This window comes from Rothia sp. 18CD1-1 (assembly GCF_055285355.1).
The window spans coordinates 34,495-56,293 of the sequence record NZ_JBUZLI010000001.1 but is presented as its reverse complement, the minus strand read 5'-3'; the positions used below and the strand labels follow the sequence as shown (position 1 = coordinate 56,293).

The 21,799-nt window shown below is 60.2% G+C and carries 19 protein-coding genes; 9 read left to right on the top strand and 10 right to left on the bottom strand.

Annotated features, from left to right (window positions below; genetic code table 11):
- Window positions 1-38: 38 nt before the first annotated feature.
- Window positions 39-3,668, top strand: a complete 3,630-nt coding sequence (locus ACS1BR_RS00295; RefSeq protein WP_463559401.1) for a DEAD/DEAH box helicase — start codon at window positions 39-41, stop codon at window positions 3,666-3,668.
- 85 nt (window positions 3,669-3,753) lie between these two features.
- On the opposite strand, the gene ACS1BR_RS00290 is transcribed toward ACS1BR_RS00295, so the two are convergent.
- Complete coding sequence (locus ACS1BR_RS00290) at window positions 3,754-4,704, bottom strand: DUF808 domain-containing protein (RefSeq protein WP_463559400.1); 951 nt, start codon at window positions 4,702-4,704, stop codon at window positions 3,754-3,756.
- Window positions 4,705-4,923: 219 nt separating this feature from the next.
- Here ACS1BR_RS00290 and ACS1BR_RS00285 point away from each other — a divergent pair, with 219 nt between their 5' ends.
- The 3 genes from ACS1BR_RS00285 to ACS1BR_RS00275 all read left to right on the top strand — a co-directional run bounded on the left by ACS1BR_RS00285 (window position 4,924) and on the right by ACS1BR_RS00275 (window position 7,856).
- Complete coding sequence (locus tag ACS1BR_RS00285) at window positions 4,924-5,472, top strand: GtrA family protein (protein ID WP_463559399.1); 549 nt, start codon at window positions 4,924-4,926, stop codon at window positions 5,470-5,472.
- Window positions 5,473-5,556: 84 nt separating this feature from the next.
- Window positions 5,557-6,969, top strand: a complete 1,413-nt coding sequence (locus ACS1BR_RS00280) for a TY-Chap domain-containing protein (protein ID WP_463559398.1) — start codon at window positions 5,557-5,559, stop codon at window positions 6,967-6,969.
- 131 nt (window positions 6,970-7,100) lie between these two features.
- Window positions 7,101-7,856 carry an HNH endonuclease family protein gene (locus ACS1BR_RS00275; RefSeq protein WP_463559397.1) on the top strand — a complete coding sequence of 252 codons (756 nt, stop codon included), beginning with the start codon at window positions 7,101-7,103 and terminating at the stop codon, window positions 7,854-7,856.
- Here the strand turns inward: ACS1BR_RS00275 and ACS1BR_RS00270 are convergent.
- Entirely contained in the window at window positions 7,853-9,319 is a 1,467-nt protein-coding gene (locus ACS1BR_RS00270; protein ID WP_463559396.1) for an amino acid permease, read from the bottom strand. The genes ACS1BR_RS00275 and ACS1BR_RS00270 overlap by 4 nt on opposite strands.
- A gap of 284 nt (window positions 9,320-9,603) precedes the next feature.
- On the opposite strand from ACS1BR_RS00270, the gene ACS1BR_RS00265 reads away from it, so the two are divergent.
- Window positions 9,604-10,011, top strand: coding sequence for a hypothetical protein (locus tag ACS1BR_RS00265; protein WP_463559395.1), 408 nt, complete (start codon window positions 9,604-9,606; stop codon window positions 10,009-10,011).
- 93 nt (window positions 10,012-10,104) lie between these two features.
- On the opposite strand, the gene trmB is transcribed toward ACS1BR_RS00265, so the two are convergent.
- The 5 genes from trmB to dnaK all read right to left on the bottom strand — a co-directional run bounded on the left by trmB (window position 10,105) and on the right by dnaK (window position 14,988).
- Window positions 10,105-10,860 (bottom strand): tRNA (guanosine(46)-N7)-methyltransferase TrmB, encoded by a 756-nt coding sequence (trmB, locus tag ACS1BR_RS00260; RefSeq protein ID WP_463559732.1) that lies wholly within the window; start codon window positions 10,858-10,860, stop codon window positions 10,105-10,107.
- Window positions 10,861-11,023: 163 nt separating this feature from the next.
- Window positions 11,024-11,452, bottom strand: a complete 429-nt coding sequence (locus ACS1BR_RS00255) for a heat shock protein transcriptional repressor HspR (protein WP_463559393.1) — start codon at window positions 11,450-11,452, stop codon at window positions 11,024-11,026.
- 3 nt (window positions 11,453-11,455) lie between these two features.
- Complete coding sequence (locus tag ACS1BR_RS00250; RefSeq protein ID WP_463559392.1) at window positions 11,456-12,415, bottom strand: DnaJ C-terminal domain-containing protein; 960 nt, start codon at window positions 12,413-12,415, stop codon at window positions 11,456-11,458.
- A 153-nt stretch (window positions 12,416-12,568) separates the two neighbouring features.
- Complete coding sequence (locus tag ACS1BR_RS00245; RefSeq protein ID WP_463559391.1) at window positions 12,569-13,153, bottom strand: nucleotide exchange factor GrpE; 585 nt, start codon at window positions 13,151-13,153, stop codon at window positions 12,569-12,571.
- Window positions 13,154-13,155: 2 nt separating this feature from the next.
- Window positions 13,156-14,988: a molecular chaperone DnaK gene (gene dnaK, locus ACS1BR_RS00240; RefSeq protein ID WP_463559390.1), complete on the bottom strand. Its 1,833-nt coding sequence runs from the start codon at window positions 14,986-14,988 to the stop codon at window positions 13,156-13,158.
- A gap of 294 nt (window positions 14,989-15,282) precedes the next feature.
- Between dnaK and ACS1BR_RS00235 the strand changes: the two genes are divergently transcribed.
- Genes ACS1BR_RS00235 through ACS1BR_RS00220 form a run of 4 tightly spaced genes read left to right on the top strand, consistent with a single transcriptional unit; the run spans window position 15,283 to window position 18,701 of the window.
- On the top strand, window positions 15,283-15,888 hold the full coding sequence (locus tag ACS1BR_RS00235; protein WP_463559389.1) for a low molecular weight protein-tyrosine-phosphatase: 606 nt from the start codon (window positions 15,283-15,285) through the stop codon (window positions 15,886-15,888).
- 3 nt (window positions 15,889-15,891) lie between these two features.
- Window positions 15,892-16,479 (top strand): nucleoside/nucleotide kinase family protein, encoded by a 588-nt coding sequence (locus ACS1BR_RS00230; RefSeq protein ID WP_463559388.1) that lies wholly within the window; start codon window positions 15,892-15,894, stop codon window positions 16,477-16,479.
- A 38-nt stretch (window positions 16,480-16,517) separates the two neighbouring features.
- The gene (locus tag ACS1BR_RS00225) at window positions 16,518-17,780 is read left to right on the top strand and encodes a multidrug effflux MFS transporter (RefSeq protein WP_463559387.1); all 1,263 of its coding nucleotides are present in this window, start codon (window positions 16,518-16,520) and stop codon (window positions 17,778-17,780) included.
- Window positions 17,781-17,819: 39 nt separating this feature from the next.
- Window positions 17,820-18,701 carry an aminotransferase class IV gene (locus ACS1BR_RS00220; RefSeq protein WP_463559386.1) on the top strand — a complete coding sequence of 294 codons (882 nt, stop codon included), beginning with the start codon at window positions 17,820-17,822 and terminating at the stop codon, window positions 18,699-18,701.
- A gap of 81 nt (window positions 18,702-18,782) precedes the next feature.
- Here the strand turns inward: ACS1BR_RS00220 and ACS1BR_RS00215 are convergent, their stop codons facing one another.
- Genes ACS1BR_RS00215 through ACS1BR_RS00205 form a run of 3 tightly spaced genes read right to left on the bottom strand, consistent with a single transcriptional unit; the run spans window position 18,783 to window position 21,770 of the window.
- Window positions 18,783-19,583, bottom strand: a complete 801-nt coding sequence (locus ACS1BR_RS00215; RefSeq protein ID WP_463559385.1) for an energy-coupling factor transporter transmembrane component T family protein — start codon at window positions 19,581-19,583, stop codon at window positions 18,783-18,785.
- The gene (locus tag ACS1BR_RS00210; protein ID WP_463559384.1) at window positions 19,580-21,178 is read right to left on the bottom strand and encodes an ABC transporter ATP-binding protein; all 1,599 of its coding nucleotides are present in this window, start codon (window positions 21,176-21,178) and stop codon (window positions 19,580-19,582) included. The genes ACS1BR_RS00215 and ACS1BR_RS00210 overlap by 4 nt, the downstream gene beginning before the upstream one ends.
- A gap of 10 nt (window positions 21,179-21,188) precedes the next feature.
- On the bottom strand, window positions 21,189-21,770 hold the full coding sequence (locus ACS1BR_RS00205) for an ECF transporter S component (protein WP_463559383.1): 582 nt from the start codon (window positions 21,768-21,770) through the stop codon (window positions 21,189-21,191).
- Between the last annotated feature and the right edge of the window lie 29 nt (window positions 21,771-21,799).

Sequence of the window (21,799 nt, the reverse complement as noted above, 5' to 3'; positions counted from 1 at the left end):
GGGGTTGGTCTTCTGGTGCCCGCACAGTAAGGGTTATTGTGGCAGAATCTTCAGCCTTCCCGGTCATTCCCGTCACCGCCTCCGAAATTATCCGGCAGGTCGGGCACGGGGCCTATTCTCGCGGCCAACAGTACATGCGCGCCGGCCGGGTAGCCCGCTACAGCTTCACCCGCGAGACCCTCACCCTCGAGGGCACGGTGAACGGGTCCGCACCAGACCCCTACCGGGTCACCGTCACCTTCCCCACCGCAAAAGCCACCGGCTCACGGGCCTTTTCCGCACGCTGCACCTGCCCGGTCCGCACCGACTGCAAACACGCGGTCGCGCTCATGCTCACCGCCATTGACCGCGCTGATAAGGCCCGTAAAGCGCTCACCGTCTCATCGGCCACGCTCAAACCGGGTGGCTCCAGCCCGAAAAGTATTGCCGGGCGCACTATTGATCCCCGGCTTCGCGCCCACCTAGAAAAACTCGGCGTCTCCACTGCCTCCCAGCTTCTACCGCACGCCGAACGTCAACCTGTCGCCGGTCCCCGGCTACCCGCATGGCGCAGAGAACTCTCCGCAACCCTTCAGGCCCGGCCTGTCCACGGCGATACCGGCACCCGCACAGTATCTGCCGCGCTCGATCTCAGCTTTCACGTGGGCACCCGGTACGCGCCGGGACACAGCGGCTCCCTTCCACAGGTCAGTCTCCAGGCGCGGCCCCTACTCCGGGGTGCCCGAAACACGTGGATTAAAGGCGGTCTCTCCTGGGAAAATTTTCGGCAGGACCCGCGGCCGGGTACCTCGCTCGCCCACCGGATCTACCCCGAACATGAGCGCTGGTTGGCCGAATTCTATTCGGTGGTTTACCCCTGGCAGTCACCCTACGTCTCGCACCGCGACCGGGTAACGCTCTCGGCGGTGTCGTCCTCCCTGCTCTGGCAGGTGCTGGGCAGGGCGAAAGATATTGGTCTGCCCCTGCTCATCGACGGCCAAGAAGCCACCGTGGCCGTAGCCGACCCTGCCACGGTTCAGCTGCTCCTAGAAAGTACCGCTGAACCCAACCATCCCGATGGGCTCCGCCTCACCCCGGTGCTCAGTTGGGATGGCGCCTCTCTGACCGTCGAACACTGCCACCGGCTCGGCAACTCCCTGAACGGTTTTCTAGCCCTGGGTTCCCGTGGGCAGGAGACCTATGTTCGGGCAGCTCAAGAATCCCGGTGGGAACATACCAGACAGCCCGCCCTCGACCTCCTCGACACCGACGGTGCTACCGACACACCCGACTGGGCTCAACACCCCACCGATCTTCTCTTTATCCCTCTTCGGGATTCGCTCGACCCTGTGGTGGATTCTCTCACCCGTGCCGGCACCGTCCGTATTCCTTCCTCCGATCTTGAGGGGTTCTATCGGGATTTCTATCCGCAGCTTCACCGAACCTTACCGTTACGGGCCGCCGATAGCTCCGTAGAGCTCCCCCCGGTACAGCCACCGCAGTTGGTGCTCACGGTGACCTACAGTCGGGATCAGGCGCACACCTCCTGGGAGTGGGAGTATCCGCTAGATCCCCTGGACACCGCTACCGATCGTAAGGTAGTGCGGCTGGCTGTAGCACACCACCCCGGTGACGACGGGTCCGATGTACGCGATAGCGCCTACGAGCAGCGAGTGCTCAAAGCGGTACACGCTGTTCAACCGGCGGTCCCCCTCACCCGACACACCTACGAGGGGTGGGCCACCCGGACCCTGGTTGAAGATTCGCTCCCCCGCTACCGGCATCTGCCGGGGGTGCGCGTTGATACGGTGGGTCCCGTGCCCGAATTCCGTGAGAGGGAAGGGCAACCGGAGATTGTCGTGTCGGTTGAGTCAACAACCGACCGCGACTGGTTTAGGCTGGGTGTAGCGGTCAAAGTCGGTGAATGGTACGTGCCCTTCGCCAAGATTTTTGAGGCCCTCAACGCCCATCAAACCCATATGCTTCTGGGAGATGGCAGCTATTTCTCTCTCGACCGCCCAGAATTTGTGAAATTACAGGAACTTTTACGCGAGGCTGACGAGCTCACCGAGCGGTCCGGGCAGCTCACTATCTCCCGCCATCAGGTGGGCATGTGGGAGGAGCTTGAAGGTCTGGCGGCCGACCTTGAGACCGTTGATGCCTGGGACCGGCAGGTGTCGTCCCTGCTTGCGGTGGAGGACACCCCTCTGCCCGATCCGCCCGCGGGTCTCCAGGCGGACTTACGGCCCTACCAGCTCGACGGTTACCGCTGGCTTTCTTTCCTCTGGGAACACGAGCTCGGCGGTGTTCTGGCCGACGACATGGGGCTGGGAAAAACAGTTCAGGTTATCGCGCTGATGGCCCGCGCCAAAGAAATCTGGGCTGGCCGGGCAGATCGGACCGGCGGCAGCGGGACAGACGGCGAGCCTTTCGCCCCATTTTTGGTGGTTGCCCCCACGTCTGTGGTGCCCGCTTGGGTCCAAGAAATCAGCCGGTTCGCGCCGCATCTTGAGGTAAGAACTATCTCCGGTTCCCGGCAGAGGAATGGGCAGCATCTAGCTCACACCGTGACCGGGGCCGATATTGTGGTTACCTCCTATGCTCTGTTCCGGCGCGACCAAGATTCTTATATCGAGATCGGTACCCGCCGGGCATGGAACGGTTTGATTCTCGACGAGGCACAGTTTGTCAAAAACGCCAAGACCAAGGCGCACCGGGCAGCCCGGCAGCTACCGGCCCGTTTTAAGCTGGCGGTCACCGGCACCCCCATGGAAAATAACCTCATGGAGCTGTGGTCCATGTTTTCGATCGTGGCCCCGGGGCTCTTTCCCTCGGCCCGCAGGTTCAAAGATTTCTATGTCACCCCCATCGAATCCGGAGAGGATAGAAAAGCCCTGCCCCGGCTACGGCAGCGAATCCGCCCGCTGATGAAACGGCGCACCAAAGACCTTGTTGCCGCAGAGATACCCGAGAAAAATGACACACGGATCGACGTGCCGCTCGCCCCGGCGCACCGGCACGCCTACGACACCGCCCTTCAGCAGGAACGCAAAAAGGTGCTGGGGCTCATCGAAGATATGGATAAAAATCGTTTTACCGTGTTTCGTTCCCTGACCACCCTGCGTCGTATGGCGCTCGATGCCTCCCTTGTTGACCCCGACCTTTACGCGGGCGTGGAGTCTTCAAAGCTTGACTACCTTGAGCGGAACCTTCCCGAGATCATTGCCGACGGGCACCGAGCCCTGGTGTTTTCGCAGTTTACCTCCTACCTGAAAAAGATCGCCTCCAGGCTTGACCGGCTGGGGATTGACTACCTCTATCTTGACGGTTCAACCCGCGACCGCGCCCGGGTGCTGTCCGACTTCAGCAAGGGCGGCGTCCCCGTTTTTCTGATTTCTCTCAAGGCCGGCGGTTTTGGGCTGAATCTCACCGAGGCGGACTACTGTTTCATCATGGACCCCTGGTGGAATCCGGCGGCGGAGCAGCAGGCCGTTGACCGTGTACACCGTATCGGGCAGACCAAAAATGTGATGGTTTACCGGCTGGTTTCTACCGGGACTATCGAGGAGAAAGTGATGGACCTCAAAAATTCTAAGGCGGCCCTGTTTGATGCGGTGGTCGATGAGGGACAGTTTTTCAGTTCGCGCTTAACCGCCACCCAGATTCGCGATCTGCTGGATACACACTAACCGGCCCGCCCCAAGCTACCGGGTGATTTAATGCTAGAAAATACGTCTGCCGACACCCACGAGTGCGCAAGCTATCTACAATGCCCTAGCCCCTAGAAGCCCTCCACCGGGTGTAAAGGTGCATAGCCCCCACCGCTAACGAACCAATGAGCATACCGAAAACCATAGCCACAGAGGTTTCGGCGCACCAGGCCAGCACAGCACCCAGCCAGCCGTGAACGAGCGAGTGCACCCACTCTTCAAAGCCGTGGGCTATCGAAAAGGGCAGGTGCCAGCCCAGCTCGTCAAAACCGGTCAGTAGAATATGGCCGCCCACCCAGAGCATGGCAAAGGTTCCCACCACCGAGATAACATCCATCACCCCGGGCATGGCCTTGACCAGGGCCCGGCCAAACTTCTGAGCCCCCGCGCTCTGCCGGGCCGCCAGTGAAAGACCGATGTCATCCATTTTGACCAGCAGCGCCACCGTGCCATAGACCAGCAGGGTAATCATCACGGCAACCACCACCAGGGAGGCCGCACGCACCCAAAAAGTACTGTCCCCGGCCACGGCGTTGAGAGAGATCACCATGATCTCCGCAGACAGAATAAAATCTGTGCGCACCGCCCCCGAAATGATTTTTTTCTCGGCCTCCTCACCCTGCTCCAGTGCCGGTGTCTCATCTTCTGTATGCCCGGACCCGGTGAACATCTCAATCACCTTTTCGGCCCCCTCGTAGGAGAGATAGAGCCCGCCCAGCATGAGCAGGGGGGTCAGGGCCGCGGGGAGAAGCAGGCTCAGTAGCAGGATAGCCGGCAAAATAAACACCAGCTTATTGCGCAAAGAACCCAGGGCAATCTTTTGAATGATGGGTAGCTCCCGCTTGGGGTCGAGGCCGTTCATATACTGGGGAACCACCGCGGTATCGTCAATGACCACCCCCGCAGCCTTCACACTGGCACGGCCGGCGGCCGCCGCAATATCGTCGGTACTGGCAGCGGTGAGCTTCACCAAAGCCGCTATATCATCGAGTAGGGCAGCAAGACCGCCTGCCATAGAATCTCCCTCACAAAGCCGCACGACACCGCCGCGCCCAACAATTTTTACCTACCCAGCATACGCCAGACTCACCGGTTGCCGGCCGGAGACTGCGCACAATCAACACGCCACGGGGCATAACTCCCAGAAAATACCCATATGCCGGTGCTAACTTGAAACAGCAGGGGACCTCTTCAACCCCCGCACGACCTACCGGCACAAGGAAAGAGCAACCGCATGATCGATTCGATCAAGAAACTGTTAGAAAACGAAAAAATCCGTTTTCTGCTTGTGGGCGGGTTCTGCTTTATACTCACCATGGCCATCAACTACGGGCTCAAATACACTGTGCTCTCGGAGAAGCCCACCACAGCGCTGATTATCGCCACCACGATTGCCTCTATTGTCTCCTACATTCTTTCTTCGCAGTGGACCTGGAAAGATGCCGGTGGAGACCCCAAGCCCAAGGAGATCGTGGGGTTTATTCTGGTGACCCTCGGCGGCATAGTGATCAATGCCGCCCCGCAGTGGGTTTCCCGCTACGTCTTTCACCTTGAGGTTCCGCACGTCTCCTTTGTGTTTCAAGAGGTCTCGGATTTTATCGCCGGCCCTATCCTGGGCACCCTGCTCGCCATGATCTTTCGGTTCTGGGCACTTGACCGCTTCGTTTTCCACGGCAAACAGGCCCGTATGAAAGCGCAGATGTCAGAGGTTGTTCCGATGACCCGCTCGCAGCCGCAGGTTCCCACCGGCCCCGATACCGGCTCCGTCAACAAAGTAGCCTAGGTATACCCGTGGCGAATCTTACGATGGGTCCCCTTTCTTGTTTTCTGCGCCGGCAATCATCAACTCGAGGGTGAGGCAACCTCTATGTGTGAGAAAGAAGGTAGGTTCCCCGTGGTGAGGCCCAACTCCTACGAAGATTTTATCCGCCGACACTCCCCCCTGCTCGACTCGCTGGTAGAGGTTGGCTGGAGTCGCAGCGAAGCCTACACCCGTTTTACTATCCTCTTCCCCCACGAACCGCAGGAATACATACTGCGGGCCTTCAACTCTGGACGCTGGGTTTTTGTGGGCCGCAAAGAACACCTGACCAACCACACCATGATGGCTTCCGCTCTCTGGTACGCGATAGCGGTCACCTTTGATCTGGAGCCGGACCCCGCGTACACCGCTATCATCCTGGACCCTCTCATAGTGCAGGAGGTGCCCCGGCTCTTTGATGCGGCGGGGGTCAACGCTGACCGCATCGCCCTCATCCTGGGCAAGATAGGGGCCGGCGTTCGTTACCTGGCAGAGAACCCCTATGCCAGGCTTGAGGAAAGCTCCTACGACGATTTTGTCCAGGACCTCCCCGCAGAGGCGGTAGGTATCACTGACGAGGTCATGGCCTGGCCCCCCTCCCGTTTTCTCATTGAGGACAGTCTGGGTGATGGCAGCTGGTCGGTAGCGCTCATGCGGGTGGGAATCTGCCCACCCGACCTTGAGGAGCTGGGGCTGACCCTGGAGAGCTCCTCGCTGAGCAACCGAGCTTTCCGGAATGCGCTGGGAGAATTTCTCAGCTACTGTGTGCGCTACGACCGTAAACCGACGGTTTTGCTCTACGGCAGCTGGTCGGTGGCGCAGGCTCAGCTGGGTAGGGTTCCCCTCCTGGGTGCTGTCCGGGGTAAGTACGGTTCCTGGCACAGGGCGCTCAAGCTTGGGAGGGGCATGGTCACCGATGCGCTGAAGATGAGTGCGGCCGCCGCTGTGCCCGCGCGCCCCCGCGGCACCGACGACTTACCCACAACCGTGGGTATCGACGAGCTCAATGCCCACGGGATCGGGGTGGTGGAGACGCCGGCCCGGTCTACAGCCGAGAGAGAAGAGCACGCCTGGGATGATTTCACCGCGGTGCTGCGCAGTCGTTTGCGGGGGTTGCCCTGGAACCAGAGTATGCGCGTCTACTATATTTCACCGCACACGGTGGAGGCTAAAGACTACACCCCGTATCTGCGCATTATGCGCTCCCCCGCCGGCTATCTCTGCGAGGTGACCGCAGCCGAAGAATTTTTTGTCTCTCCGCCCAACTATGACACCGATTATCTGCGCGAACACGGCTGGTTTGAGCCTCAGAAGGCCGGGTTGCAGGCCTGGAGCCAGAATTTTTTTGATGTTTCTGCCGCGTCTTCCGCCCTGGTTGATGCTGTGCGTTTTGGGCTAGGATGTATCCGACCCGACTATTTTCAGTCGGATGACCCGGCTCATCCCGGTGATGCCGAGGCCCCCGGGCTAGGCCGCTAGCGGGCAGTGCCTCCGGTGCGGTTATCTATGTTTGGCTAAGGAGATACACGATCGCTGGCAGTTCTGTTTCACGCACCGAGGCCCTGATTCGCCGTAACAAAAAGCTGGCCCGCCGGGCCGGCCGGCAAGCGTTGAGGGACATTCAGCGGCTACCGCCAAAGAGGCGCCTGTGGCCGCTACTGATCTTTATTATGATCCTGCTGGTGTGTTCTCTTTTCTGGTTGGAGTCGCATAACCGGGGCCCCTCATCGCGTGAGGGCACGCGGGTGGGCACCGGGTTTGAGTCCGGCACCGTACACCGCTATTCCACAGCGATCGCGGTTCTCAATTCCCTTCAGGTACGGCAGGCCGGGGAGAAAACCGGCTACGCCCGCACACACTTTGGTGAAGCCTGGCAGGATACCGACAATAACGGCTGCGATACCCGCAATGATATTCTCGCCCGCGACCTCTCCGCGATTACCCGCGATAGCCGTTGTCGGGTGCTCACGGGGACCCTTCATGACCCCTATACGGCGGTCACCGTTGATTTTACCCGCGGCCAATCCAGTAGTGCCGAGGTTCCGGTAGACCACCTGGTGGCGCTCTCCAACGCCTGGCAGACCGGTGCAACCCTGCTCAACGAGCAGGAGCGCGCCCTGTTCGCTAACGACCCGCTCAATCTCCAGGCAACCGTTAAATCAGCCAATACCGAAAAGTCAGACGGCGACGCTTCCCGCTGGCTACCGCAGTCCGGCTACCGGTGCGAGTATGTGGCCCGGCAGATCTCTGTGAAGTCCGCCTACCGGTTGTGGGTGACGCCGGAGGAAAAGCGGGTGATGGAGGAGGTTTTAGGTACCTGCCCCGATCAGCCCGCCTATCGCTCAGACTATGCCTTAACCCGCTAGTTGTCGTCTTTTCTTTCGGGCGTGATGATCTGTATCTCTGAGGTGCGTTCCTGCTGTATCGCCTCGTGCTTGGCGATACGGGCGGGGTTTTTGCGCACAAAGTACCAGCCGATGCCCAGCAGGATAAACCATACGGGCATGATGAAGAGCGCTGTACGGGTGTCTTCGTAGAGGGAGAGCACGTAGAGCATGAAGAGGAAGAAAGCCAGCACCAGGTAGGTGGTCACCAGGCCGCCGGGCATCCTGTAGTGCGATGCCGCGTTGCGTTCGGGGAAACGCTTGCGGTAGACGATATAGCAGACGAGGATCATGGCCCAGCTAAAGACCGCGAGAATAGCCGCAACCGTGGTGACCGTGGTGAACGCTTCGATCACGGAGTCTCCCGAGTAGAGCAGCACCAGTGAGGAGAGCAGCAGGACCGCGGTGAGGAAGAGGGCGTTGCGGGGTACCCCCGATGCGCTCAGCTTGCTGAAGAAGCGGGGGGCTGAGCCCTCTTCCGAGAGGCCGTAGATCATGCGGGAGGTAGAAAAGATACCCGAGTTAGCCGACGAGGTTGCCGAGGTAAGCACCACAAAGTTGATGACGGAAGCGGCGATACCGAACCCGGCCAGGCTGAACATGGCGACAAAGGGGCTTGTTTCGGGGTTGATTTCTGTCCAGGGAGTCACCATGAGGATCACGGCGAGGGTGAGCACGTAGAAGGTGATGATACGAACCGGGACGGCGTTGATTGCCTTGGGCAGGGTGGTGTTGGGGTCGTGGGTCTCTGCCGCTGCGGTCCCCACCAGCTCGGAGCCAAAGAAGGCAAAGAGCGCGATTTGGAAGGCTCCCAGGAAGCCCATGGCGCCGTTGGGGAAGAAGCCGCCGTGCTCCCACAGGTTGGAGACCTGTGCGGTGTTCCCGCTTTCTGGGGTGAAGCTGATGGCGATCAGGACTGCCCCCACCACGATCAGAGCGATGATTGCCACGATCTTGATGAGGGCAAACCAGAACTCTATTTCTCCAAAGTTCTTGACCGAGGGGAGGTTGAGGGCAAGAAGTAGCCCGATCACCAGTAGGGCCGGTATCCATTTTTGAATCTCGGGCCACCAGAACTGGGTGTATCCGGTGATTGCGATGACGTCCGCTACAGCGGTTACCACCCAGGCAAACCAGTAGGACCAGCCCACAAAAAATCCGGCGCCGGGGCCCAGAATGTCTGAGGCGAAGTCGGAGAAGGATTTGTATTTGAGGTTGGAGAGCAGTATTTCACCCATGGCGCGCATCACCATGAAGATAGCCGCACCGATGATGATGTAGACAAAGAGAATGGAGGGGCCGGTGAGCGCAATGGTTTTGCCGGACCCCATGAACAGGCCGGTACCGATGGCGCCGCCGATGGCGATGAGTTGAATGTGCCGGTTACTCAGCCCGCGTTGGAGCTGATGGCCACTAGGGTCCCTGTGATTTTGTGTGTTCGGCATGAGGCCTCCCAAGGTATGTGATGCTGTTATCTTGTTTATCTTGCTTCGAGTCCTACATCATATAGTGGTCAATTCTAGCCCCTTCAAGGAGGTAAAGATAACTTAAACGCGCCAGCCCACCCCGGGTTAGGGTAGTTTGCCACCTCAAGTCGCTGTCGGCGGCTGTCCCCGGGTGGTGCCCGCAGCCGATACGGTGACGGTGCGGAATGTTAGGAGTTTAGATATTTTCCTTGTAAAGTTAACAGGAACTGTGAACTACTAGTGTCTTGGAAGGTAAAATACCCTTGGCTTCACTCTCTAATGCTGCGCTGCGTCTCACCTCGGGCGCCCTGATCCTCAACTCCGGTATCGGCAAGCTCTCCCTGGACGAGGACACCTACAGCTACCTTCAGCAGATGGCTCAAACCGGCGTGCCCCAGGTGGAGAAGCTGTCCCCCACCACCTTCGGTAAGGCACTGGCCGCCTCCGAGACCGCCCTCGGCGCGGCATTGCTGTGCCCCCTGGTTCCGGCAAAACTAGTGGGTCTCGGTCTCACCGCGTTCTCGGCCGGAATGCTCACCATGTACTTTGGCGATGACAGCATGACCCTCGATGACGGTATCCGCCCCTCCCAGCAGGGCACTGCACTGGCTAAAGACGTTGTGATGCTCGGCGCGGGCCTGGCCCTGCTCTTCTCGCGTAAGAAGAAATAAAAACCACGGATAGAGAGATCGGGGACCTACCTGGCAGGTGGGTCCCCGTTGTGCGTGTTCCCCGGTGTGGGCAGGGGAATCTCGGGTATGCCCCTAGCGGCGCCGGTAGGTGAGATCGTGAGCTGTCCTCCCGGCTTCCTCGGCCTTCCTCTCGAAGGAGGTGCGCACGCGTCCCTCCCAGCGCGGGGCCCAACCGCCCACCGGGTCTTCAGGACTCGTGCGCTCACCGGAGTGTAGGTTCTCAAAGTCAGGGTGAGCATCGAGCACCTCGCGCATAACCAGCGCATATTCGTACCAGTCCGTGGCCAGCCGCCAGACACCTCCGGGTTTGAGAACCCGGGCTACCGCGGTGGCGAAATCGGTGGAGACGAGTCGGCGTTTGTGGTGGCGGGTCTTATGCCAGGGATCGGGGAAGAATACCCAGAGTTCGTCCACCGAGCCTGCGTCCAGCATCTTATCGAGCAGTTCGGGCGCGTTTGCCTGCGCCACCCGCACGTTGGTCACTCCGGCGGTTTTTGCCTTGCGGATCAGGTCCGCGATGCCGGGGGTATAGACCTCAACCGCCAGAAAGTTGGTTTCCGGCAGCTGCGCGGCCCTGTGCACAATTGCCTCCCCCAGCCCCGAACCTATCTCAAGGACCAGTCGAGCATCACGGCCGTATATTTTCTCGGCGTCAAATGATGCCGTATCCGATACAGACGTATCAGTGATGTCGCGCGGAATATCGAGGACATAGTCCGCAGCGTGTTTTTCCCAGGCGGCCAAGCGCCGGCCGGTGAGGCGGTCTCCTCGGCGCACAAACGAGAGCGGTTTCCTATGGTAGGCGGGAGGGACCTCCCGCCCAGCCAGGTCTCCGCCCTCAGCCGTGTGCGCCTCTTGCGCCGCTTTCTGTTTTTTGGTTTCCACAAGCTCTCCTCGGTGATGGTAGCCGGTGCCGGCGGAAGGGACCCAGGCCCACACCGACAAGCCTGTACCACTATACGTGAGATGGGTCTGCAAGCAGGGCAGACGTTTATACCTTCCGTCTGTCACGGTAGAGTACCACGGCGTGTGAGCCGGCCGCCGGCCGCTGACCGCGGGATAGGTGCACGATATCGCCGCCGCTTCCCGCCGCGAAAACCCTCGATGATTCGGCGAGCTTCTGCTGGGTACGCTGAAGCTGGTCCATCAGATCCTGCACATGGGCCTGCATCTGCTCCACCTGATCTTGAAGGGTCATGATCCTTCTGATCCCCTCCAGCGAGACACCCGCTTGGGAGAGCTCCTGAATCTCCTGCAACTTCTCAATATCGCGCTGAGAGTAGCGGCGGGCGCGTCCCGGAGCCCGTGAGGGTTGCACCAGACCCATGCGGTCGTACTGGCGCAGGGTTTGCGGGTGCATCCCCGCAAGCTCCGCGGCAACCGAGATCACAAAAACAGGTCTGTCCGATCCTAGAGTCATGTTTTACCGCGCCACCTTACTCATCAAATCTGCCCGAACATTGTCCTGGGGGGCCAGCCGGGTAAAGCGGTCGAATGCTTCTTGAGCTTCATCTGAAAGGTTGTGCGGCACCTGAACCTGGGGAATAACAATCAGGTTCCCCGTGCCCTTTTTCGTGCTGAATCCCTTCCCTTTAGCCCGCATCTTACGGCCCGACGGGTGGCCCGCTTTCATCCGAAGCTTCACCCTGCTGCCGTCCGGGGTGGGAACCTCAAGCACCGCGCCCTCAACAGCCTCTCTCAGGCTCACCGGGAAACGCACCAGCACATCATTGCCCTCGCGCTCAAAAACCGGGTGGGAGTCAACCTGCACGTGAACAACCAGGTCCCCGGCCCCCGCAGGACCCGGCATACCCTTACCGCGCAGCTTGAGCTTCTGCCCGTCTTTAATACCGGCGGGAATCTTCACCTTGACCTCGGTGCCGTCGGGGCGGGCTAAAGTCATGGACACCCCGGTAAAGGAATCCTTGAAACTGATCCGCGCCTGGGCTTCGGCATCTGCCCCCCTACGCGGAGCCTGCTGAAACCCCCCAAAACCCTGAGCTGACCCGCCACCAAACATGCCGCCAAGACCACCAAGAAGATCTTCAATATTAATATTCTGGTCACCGGAGGTAGAAAAATGCACATTCTGCCCCCCACCAAAGCCTCCGGGGAAACCGGCACCGCGGGGATCCGCAAACCCTGCCGCACCGTATTGACGGATCTGGTCATATTCCTCCCGGTCCTTCTTATCGGAGAGAACCTGGTGGGCCTCGGTTACCTCTTTAAATTTCTTCTCTGCCGCCTCATCACCGGGATTCTGATCCGGGTGATACCGACGCGCCAGTTTGCGGTAAGCTTTCTTGATCTCGGCATCTGTGGCGTTCTCGGAGACGCCCAGCACCTTGTAAAAGTCTTGATTGAGCCAATTTTCACTAGCCATAGTACGTCTCCTCTCAGTTAGACGGTTGTTCTTTCAAGATTCTTATAAATTTACTATCTTTTCTGCCACCCACCGGCGGCATATATGCGGAAAAAATGGGCGGATACGAAACCCGCATCTGCGTTTCATACCCGCCCACAAACCAGCTTCTCACTACTCAGCGGTAGCCACTGCCACCTGCGCAGTGCGCACCACGCGGTCTTTCACCCGGTAGCCGTTGCGCAGAACCATCGCGATATGATCCGGCTCCACCTCCGAGGTGGGCTGCTGCATTACCGCCTCGTGCACCTTGGGGTCAAAAGGCTCACCCACAGCACCGTAGCGCTCCAGGCCGTGCTTACCCAGGGTCTCTTCCAGCTTGCTGGCGATAGCGGCAAAGGGGCCGTCTTCAAGATCACCGTGGCTGCGGGCAGCGTCGATATCATCGATCACCGGCAAAAGTGCAGACACAAGATCGGCAATCACAAACTCGCGCAGCTGCTCTTTCTCTTTACCGCTACGGTTCTTGAAGTTGGTGAACTCCGCCTGAAGGCGACGCAGGTCATCAAGACGTTCAGCAGCTAGCTTCTGATGTTCGCTGAGTGCTTCCTCGGTGTCCCCGGGTTCCGCCGCGGCCTCGTCGGCCTCGACAATCTCCTCAGCTACATCCTCAGCCTCGGGGTGGCCCTCCGCGGAGGGCGCGTTGAACGCGTCTTCCAGAGGGTCCTCACCCTGCTGCCCCTTGGTGTTCTCAGACATGGTTAGTTCTTCTTTTCCTCGTCGTCATCGATTACTTCTGCGTCTTCGATGTCCTCTTCACCGGCGGTGTCAGCCTCAGCAGCCTGCGCCTGAGCGTAGATCGCCTCGCCCAGCTTGACCTGGGAAGCCTGCAGCTTCTCGTAGGCTGCCTTCACGGCGTCGTCGTCTTCACCCTCAAGAGCTTTCTTGAGCTCGTCGACATCGCCCTGCACCTCGGTCTTGACGTCTTCGGGCAGCTTGTCGGCATTATCCGCGATGAGCTTGTCGACAGAATAAGCAACGGTCTCCGCCTGGTTGCGGGTCTCGGCTGCCTCACGGCGTATCTTATCCTGCTCGGCGTGGGCCTCAGCGTCCTTGACCATGCGGTCGATATCCTCCTTGGAGAGGGAGGTGCCGCCGGTGATGGTCATCGACTGCTCCTTGCCGGTGCCCTTGTCTTTAGCAAAGACGTGCACAATACCGTTAGCATCAATATCGAAGGTCACCTCAATCTGCGGCACACCGCGCGGAGCCGGGGCAATACCGGTGAGCTCAAAGGTGCCCAGGTTCTTGTTGTCGCGGGTGAATTCGCGCTCGCCCTGGAATACCTGAATCGAAACTGACGGCTGGTTGTCCTCGGCGGTCGTGAAGGTCTCACTGCGCTTGGTCGGAATAGCGGTGTTGCGCTCGATCAGCTTGGTCATCACGCCGCCCTTGGTCTCAATACCCAGGGAGAGCGGGGTGACGTCGATGAGCAGCACGTCCTTGCGGTCACCCATCAGCACGCCGGCCTGGATAGCCGCACCCATAGCCACCACCTCATCGGGATTCACACCCTTGTTCGGTTCGCGACCGGTCAATTCCTTAACAACCTCGGATACGGCCGGCATACGGGTTGAACCGCCCACCAGGATCACGTGCGCAATATCGGAGACGGACACACCGGCTTCTTTGATCACGTCGTTGAAGGGCTTCTTGGTGCGCTCCAGCAGATCCTTGGTCATGTCCTGGAACTTAGCGCGGGTCAGTTTCTCGTCCAGGTGGATGGGGCCCTCGGGGGTTACCGAGAGGTACTGTAGGGAAATGTTGGTGGAGGTGGCCGATGAGAGTTCTTTCTTAGCCTGCTCAGCCGCTTCACGCAGACGCTGCAGAGCAATCTTATCCTTGGAAAGGTCCGCACCGGTCTTAGCCTTGACCTGCTCCAACAGCCAGTCAACGATCCGCTGATCCCAGTCATCGCCACCGAGCCTGTTATCACCGGAGGTTGCCCGCACCTGAATGGTGGAGAAGCCGTCTTCGTCCTTGCCCACTTCAAGAAGTGAAACGTCAAAGGTTCCGCCGCCGAGGTCGAAGACGAGAATCAGTTCATCTTCTTTACCCTTTTCGAGGCCGTAAGCCAGTGCCGCCGCGGTGGGCTCGTTGATGATACGCAGCACGTTGAGACCCGCGATCTCGCCGGCCTCCTTGGTAGCCTGCCGCTCAGCGTCGTTAAAGTAGGCGGGGACGGTAATCACCGCGTCACTGACCGAGTCATTCAAGAATGCTTCGGCATCGCCTTTAAGTTTCTGCAGGGTGCGGGCCGAAATTTCCTGGGCGGTGTATTTTTTGCCGTCCACTTCGGTCGACCAGTCGGTACCCATGTGCCGCTTGACCGATGAAATGGTGCGGTCGACGTTGGTAACCGCCTGGCGTTTTGCCACATCACCAACGAGGACTTCGCCGTCCTTGCTGAAAGCAACGACGGAGGGGGTGGTGCGAGCGCCTTCGGCGTTCGCGATAACGGTGGGTTCGCCACCTTCGAGTACTGCCACAACAGAGTTGGTGGTACCGAGGTCAATGCCTACTGCACGTGCCATAAAATTTTTTCTCCTGATATAGATGTTTTCTTTTGAGTTTTATCGCAAGTCGCTGCCGCTACCTCCTGGCTTATACCTACCGCGCGGGGTCCGGTCTGCGTTTTGCTTCGCTATCAAGTTTCCCACGTTTTGGGCCAATGTCAATAGAGTTGAGTTAAGTTAGCTCAATTTTTATGATTTTTTATAGCTCAGGATAATTTTTCGGGGACCGAAGGGTCGAGGGAATCCTTGATTTTCCGGGCTTGTGAGAATCCGTTAGAACAATTATCAGCTCTCGGTGAACAAGGCTCAATCTTGAGCGATACGCGCTCAAGGTACGGCGGCAGCACCCTGCCGGGCAGGCTGATCGGCCCCATCGAGCTCACCCACAACAGCCCCCCACGGGTGCGGCCGTGCAAAGATAGCTACATGTACAAAATCATGACAGTCTGCACCGGAAATATCTGCCGCTCCCCCATGGGCGAGTACCTCATTCGCGACGCCGCCCGCAGGGCCGGGCTAGACCTCGAGGTAGATTCATCGGCAATCACCGCGGAAGAGGTGGGCAACCCCATCGACTCCCGCGCCCACAGGGTACTCGCCGAGGTCGGCATAGACGCCGGTGCCCACCGCGCCCGGCAGTTCCGCGCCCGTGACTTTGCGCACCACAACCTCATTCTGGCAATGGATCTCAACCACTACAGGGCACTCACACGCATGGCTCCCACCACAGAAGACCGCGCCAAGGTACACCTCATGAGAGAATTCGATCCGGCACTCGCCCAGCAGCCGCACGACTCGCTGGGGATCTACGACCCCTGGTACGGCGACCAAGAAGATTTCTACACAACCTTTACCATGATCCGCGACGCCGTCCCCGGGGTCATCGCGCGAGCCAAAAACGACACCGCAGAGAACTGATCCGTGCACGAATTTACCGATACGGAGGCATTCCTGCACGCCATCACCACCGGCATCAGGCTCACCGATACCGCACCCTACGTCATTGCTATCGACGGACGAAGCGGTGCCGGCAAGACCACCCTGGCCGCCCGCCTGTCGGACCGGCTCACGGCAGCTGCTCTGGCCCACGATATTTTCCATATGGAGGACCTCTACCAGGGCTGGGGCGGGCTGGCCGCCGGTGTGGCCCAGTGGAAGAGGAACGCGCTGGCCCTGGCCTCCGGTACACCCATGGTGTACTACGGCTGGGACTGGCGGGACAGCAAACCCACCGGCCCCCACGTACAAAAGGTCGCGCCCGCCACTGTTCTGATCTGTGAGGGAGTGGGGGCCGCCCAGGGCAAAGCCGACATCTCCTGCTGGATCGAGTTACCCGCCCCCGCAAGAAAGAAAAGGGCTCTAGCCCGTGATGGACAACTCTTCCGACCCTACTGGGAGATGTGGGCCGCACAGGAAGAAAGGCTGCTAGCCACCGGCCCCCTAGCGGGTAAAATTAATCTGCTTCTCCACGCTTCAGAAGATTCAGCCCAGCCGCCACCCCACCGGTGACCGCAACACCCAGCCCAAGGAGGCACCAGAAAATAACCGTGAGCGCACAAACAAACCTCCCTCCCATTGGCAAACTCTCGCTAGTATCGTTAGCCCTGCTCACCGCTGTGGGGCCGCTTGCCACCGACATGTACCTCGCCGCACTACCCACCATTACCAACGAACTGGGTACCACCGCCTCACTCACCCAGCTCACCCTCTCCGCCTTCATGGTGGGCATGGCTATCGGCCAGTTTGTTGCCGGCCCCCTCTCCGACAAACTGGGGCGGATGCGCCCGCTCTACGTGGGAGTGGTGCTCAGCTGGCTTTCTGCGCTGGCCTGTATTTTTGCCCCCACTATCGAGCTGCTGATTATCGCCCGCTTCATCATGGGTATAGCCGGGGCCACCGGGCTGGTGGTTGCCCGCGCCATCGTTGCCGACTCAACCAGGGGAAACCAAACGGCAAAGCTCATGGGAATCATGATGATGATCAACGGGTTTGCCCCCATTCTTGCCCCCGTACTCGGCGGCTTTGTGCTTGAACTCGCCTCCTGGCGCGCAGTCTTTGGGCTACTCACCGTCTTCATGACCGCCTCCATGATCCTCACCTTTACCGCCCTCACAGAAACCCTGCCGCCGCAGCGGCGCCGAAAAGGATCGGTGCTCTCTGCGTACAGGGGCATACCTGAGGTACTGGCAATACCGCGTTTCCGCGGCTTCATGCTCACCTCCACCCTGGCCTTCGGCACGCTCTTTGCCTATGTCTCCGGTTCCAGCTACGTGCTACAAAACGTGCTGGGGCTCAGCCCGCTACAGTACACCCTGGTCTTTGGGATGAACTCGGTGGGTATTGTGGGCATGAGCTCACTGGTCACTTTTCTGGTAGGCCGCGTGTCCATGCGTAAGATGCTGACCGTCGGTGTCGTTCTGCTGGTGTCCGTGAGTATCGGGCTCACCGTCGATTTCGTGTTTGGCCCCAACCTACAGGCCACCCTGGTGCTGCTCTTTTTGAACACCTGTGCCGCCGGGCTCATTTTCAGCAACGCATCTTCCCTGGCCCTCATGGAGGGCCGGCGGCTTGCGGGGTCCGCCAGCGCCTCCCTGGGCACAGTACAGTCAATCATCGGCGCGCTGGTACCAGCCCTGGTTGCCCTGGGAGGGACCTCTGCCACCATGCCCATGGCACTCACCATGCTGGGATTCTCCCTGGCCTCTGCTACCGCCCTGTTCACCACCCCAATTCGCTACGGTGACTGGACCAAGGAGGGAGCGGAATTCCACAGCGGCGGCCCCAAGACCGGAGACATCACACTCCGGTAGGTGCTGGTCGCCTTCCCAAAACAAGGTTTAATGGTGAGTATGACTACAGTAGTGATGCTCTCCAGTGGCTACCCATCGGGCAGGCTTGTCGATGCCTCACAGCCTCTTATCAGCATTGAAGATCAGGGGCTCACCCGCGGCGACGGCGTGTTTGAAACCATGCTTTCTGCCGACCGCCGCGTCAGAAAATTTGAGGCGCACCTGGAGCGGTTAGCGAAGTCTGCCCGAATGCTAGAGCTCCCCCGCCCCGATTCAACAGCGCTGGCCGCCGCGGTTGACCTCGCTCTCTCCGCCGCGGAGCCCGGCCCGCGCACGGCGGTTGGCGAGGAACACCTGGTGAAGATCATCATTTCCCGCGGGGCCCCCGAAGCCGGCCCGCACTGCTGGGTCACCGTCTCCCCCGCACCGCAGAAAACCCTGGACCAGCGTGTTTCGGGGGTGCGGGCTATCACCCTACCGCGCGGGCACGATCCGGCAGACGACGGCTCCTACCCCTGGCTGCTCACCGGAGCCAAGACCCTCTCCTACGCCCTCAACATGGCGGTACTGCGCTACGTGCAGAAGCAGGGTGCCGATGAGGCAATTTTTGTGACCAAAGACCGGCGTATTCTCGAGGGTGCCACCAGCTCGGTTCTGGTGGCAAAAACCCTTGCGGGGGTCAAAACTCTGCTCACCCCGGAGCCCAACCACGGTATCCTACCCGGCACCACCCAGGGGGCTATCTTTTCTGCCGCCCGCCGCGACGGCTGGGAGCTGGGCTTCGGACCGCTCTACCCGCAGGACCTCTATGAGTCAGACGGGGTCTGGCTGACCTCATCGGTCCGGCTGCTGGCACCGGTAACACACCTGAATGGCACCCCGCTGGCGTCCTCCGCCCGGACAACCGAGCAGCTTCTAGGCTACCTCACGACCTCCCCGTAGAATCAGCTAACCCCGCGGACAGAGGGCGCCTGAAGCTTCACGGTCCGAAAGACCGTGACAGCTCAATGGATAAAGCGGATACTACTGCCAGATAAAGGTGAGGCTACCGGCCCAATGGGCAATAAAATAGCCGGCAAGGATCACCGCCAGAACACCCAGCACAAACCGGAGATCAGCCGGAGAATAGGTGGGTCTGCGCGCCCAGGTCCGCTGCTTCACGGCACCAAAGCCGCGGGCCTCCATGGTGATGGCTAACCGGCTGCCCCTGCGAATGGCCTGCACCAGCAGGGCAAACACCTGCCCTCCCAAGGTGTGAACCCGCCCAAAGAGGTTGCTCCGGGATCCCACACCGCGCGCACGCCGCGCCTGTCCCAAGGTCTTCCACTCATCAAGCATCAGATCTACCAGGCGAAAAGCTGCCAGGGCCCCCAGCACAAACCGGGCCGGTAGCCGCACCGTCTGCGCCAGCGAATCCGCAATATCTACGGGGTCGGTGGTCGAGATCAGCAAAAGCCCCGGCAGTACCATGGCCAGCCCACGCAGCATCAGGGCGGCACCGGTCAATAAAGAATCGGTGGTCACCCATATCAAACCCAGCTCGATCACGGTGCTACCGGTTTTATCGGCCAGTAGCGAAACTGACCAGCCCGAAAAAACGGTGGCAAACAGGACCGGCCAAAACCGGCCCAACAATCTCACCGGGTTCACCCCCCACAGGGCCAAAAACAGCATTTCAAGCAGAAGAATAGAACCTGTACTCACCCAGTCTTTAACCACCACCAGGGCGCACGTCAGCAGTAAGGTGGCCCCCAGTTTCACCCCGGCGTTCAGGTTCACCGCCCCGCTTTGACTCTGACCAACCGGAACCACAGTATCTATCACAGCTGCCCCACCTCGCACACGTGCCCGCTCTTCGGGCCGCCCAGCAGAAGAGCTCTGCCACCAACCGCCCGCGCAAAATCAAGGTCGTGGGTTACCGACAGTACCGCGGTCCCCCGATCGAGCAGCTCCTTCACCAGGTGGAGAAGCTGCCGCCAGGTGTTGGCGTCCTGACCGAAAGTGGGCTCGTCCAATATCAGAACCCGCGGTTCGGTGGCCAGGGCGGTAGCAACCGACAGCCTCCGCTTTTCACCGCCCGAAAGCGTGAAAGGATTTGCCTGCTCAAGGCCCCCCAACCGCAGCCTGTCGAGAAGGTCGTCGCACCGGCTGCGGAGCTGATCTTCATCAACTCTTTGCCCGCGCACCCGCGCCAGGCGGCGGGGGCCAAACTCCAGTTCCTCGCGCACCGTGGCCCTCATAAACTGCTGCTCGGGCTGCTGGAAAACCAGTCCGATCCGCGATATCACATCTGTAGGACTCCAACCAGCAATGTCTGCCCCCGGGTCCTGCGCCCTCTGCCCGGGGATCAGAGACCTCAGCGGACGCGTTGCCACCAGCTGTCCACCTGCCGGGTAAAGCAGCCCGGCCAGGGTCAGTGCCAGGGTGGACTTACCCGCACCGTTGTGCCCCACAATACTCAGGTGTTCGCCGGCTCTCACGTCAAAATCCAGCCCCGACGCCACGGCCGGCAGATCAAGCCGCGGGACCCTGCCGGCGGCGAGCTCTCTGCGCCGCGCCCGTATTGTTTTCCGCCGGGGATACTCGCGGGTTACACTCAGCCGGCTGGCACGAATAAGGACTTCACCCGTCACGTCCCGGCCCTTCGGGGTTTCGGGTCGCAGACCGGGTACCCAGACACCGGCCTCAGCCAGCTCACCGGCTGCCCGATCAAGCACTTCCCCCGGCGGCCCGTCGTGGGCGATACCGCCGTCACGGCCCAGAACAATAACACGATCCATATGCTGCGCCCACAGCCCAACCCTGTGCTCCACCACCACCAGGGTAGCGCCGGTAAGCCTCTGAGCGGCAAGCACCGAGTCCCGCACCCGCTCCATACCCCGCGGGTCTAGGTTTGCGGTGGGTTCATCGAGCAGCAGAGCCCCCGGCCGCATAGCAAGAATACCGGCAAGCCCCAGACGCTGTTTTTGACCACCAGAAAGGTTCGAGGTGGGCCGGTCAAGCGCCAGATCCTCCAGGCCCACCGCCGCCAGGGACTGCTCCACCCGCTGCCAGATCTGCCGGGGATCCACGGCAAGGTTCTCGGGCCCGAAAGCAACGTCGTCCCCCACACGGGAAAGCACCACCGAAGACTCCGGGTCCTGCTGCATCAACCCGGCAGACCCCCTTGCCTCTCGAGGGGATAGTCCACCCACGGTGAGGCTGCCCTGTAAAATACCGCCGTCATTATCGTGGACTATTCCGCCGATGGCGTGAAGCAGGGTTGATTTGCCGGCGCCTGAGGGCCCCAACAGGAGCACTTTCTGCCCGGGATCAATCACAAAATTGAGACGGGAAAAGGCCGGTTTCTCTCTGCCGGCGTAGTGCCAGCCGCAGTCAACCGCCTCGATACGGGCGGCAGAAGAAAGGTGATCCCCCATGCCTAGCGTGCTACCCTCTCCCCGCGGCAAAGGAAGACAGCACCCCGGTCTTTGCCAGCGACCGGGCCAGCAGCCAGGACGATAAGCCGGCCAGGACCGCGCCCGAGAGAGCCGCACACACCGTGTAAATCAGAGCCTTGGGGCCGGAAATTTCTGCGGCATAATAGATGACGATTTCAGAGACACCCATTGCTAGGCCGGCCACGGCACCGGCGGCCAGGGCACTGTACATATTCCAGACTCGATAGAAGAAGACAGCGAAAACCAGTTCGGCCCCGATGCCCTGCACAAGACCCGATAGCACCGCGGTCCACGAATACTGGCTACCCAGCAGGGCCGATACAATCGCCGCCAGCAGCTCGCAGTAGAGCGCGGCACCCGGCTTACGAATAATGTAGCCGCCCAGGACACCGGCAAGTAGCCAGACCCCGGAAACCAGCGGCATAAACTCCGGGGCCAGAGCCAGTGCGGCGGTGGATACCGGATACACCAGGTTCGACCACAGCCAGAACAGAAGACCGCAGGCAACGGCAAGAACCGACGCCACCACAATATCGTTCACCCGCCAGGTGAACACGGCTTTGTGAGCCATAAAATATCCTTCCACACGGGAAGGGGAGC

Coding starts and splice junctions, on each gene's coding strand:
- ACS1BR_RS00290 (WP_463559400.1), bottom strand. CDS start 4,704: ATGGCAGGCGGTCTTGCTGCCCTACTCGATGATATAGCGGCTTTGGTG.
- ACS1BR_RS00285 (WP_463559399.1), top strand. CDS start 4,924: ATGATCGATTCGATCAAGAAACTGTTAGAAAACGAAAAAATCCGTTTT.
- ACS1BR_RS00280 (WP_463559398.1), top strand. CDS start 5,557: ATGTGTGAGAAAGAAGGTAGGTTCCCCGTGGTGAGGCCCAACTCCTAC.
- ACS1BR_RS00270 (WP_463559396.1), bottom strand. CDS start 9,319: ATGCCGAACACACAAAATCACAGGGACCCTAGTGGCCATCAGCTCCAA.
- ACS1BR_RS00255 (WP_463559393.1), bottom strand. CDS start 11,452: ATGACTCTAGGATCGGACAGACCTGTTTTTGTGATCTCGGTTGCCGCG.
- ACS1BR_RS00250 (WP_463559392.1), bottom strand. CDS start 12,415: ATGGCTAGTGAAAATTGGCTCAATCAAGACTTTTACAAGGTGCTGGGC.
- ACS1BR_RS00245 (WP_463559391.1), bottom strand. CDS start 13,153: ATGTCTGAGAACACCAAGGGGCAGCAGGGTGAGGACCCTCTGGAAGAC.
- dnaK (WP_463559390.1), bottom strand. CDS start 14,988: ATGGCACGTGCAGTAGGCATTGACCTCGGTACCACCAACTCTGTTGTG.
- ACS1BR_RS00220 (WP_463559386.1), top strand. CDS start 17,820: ATGACTACAGTAGTGATGCTCTCCAGTGGCTACCCATCGGGCAGGCTT.
- ACS1BR_RS00210 (WP_463559384.1), bottom strand. CDS start 21,178: ATGGGGGATCACCTTTCTTCTGCCGCCCGTATCGAGGCGGTTGACTGC.
- ACS1BR_RS00205 (WP_463559383.1), bottom strand. CDS start 21,770: ATGGCTCACAAAGCCGTGTTCACCTGGCGGGTGAACGATATTGTGGTG.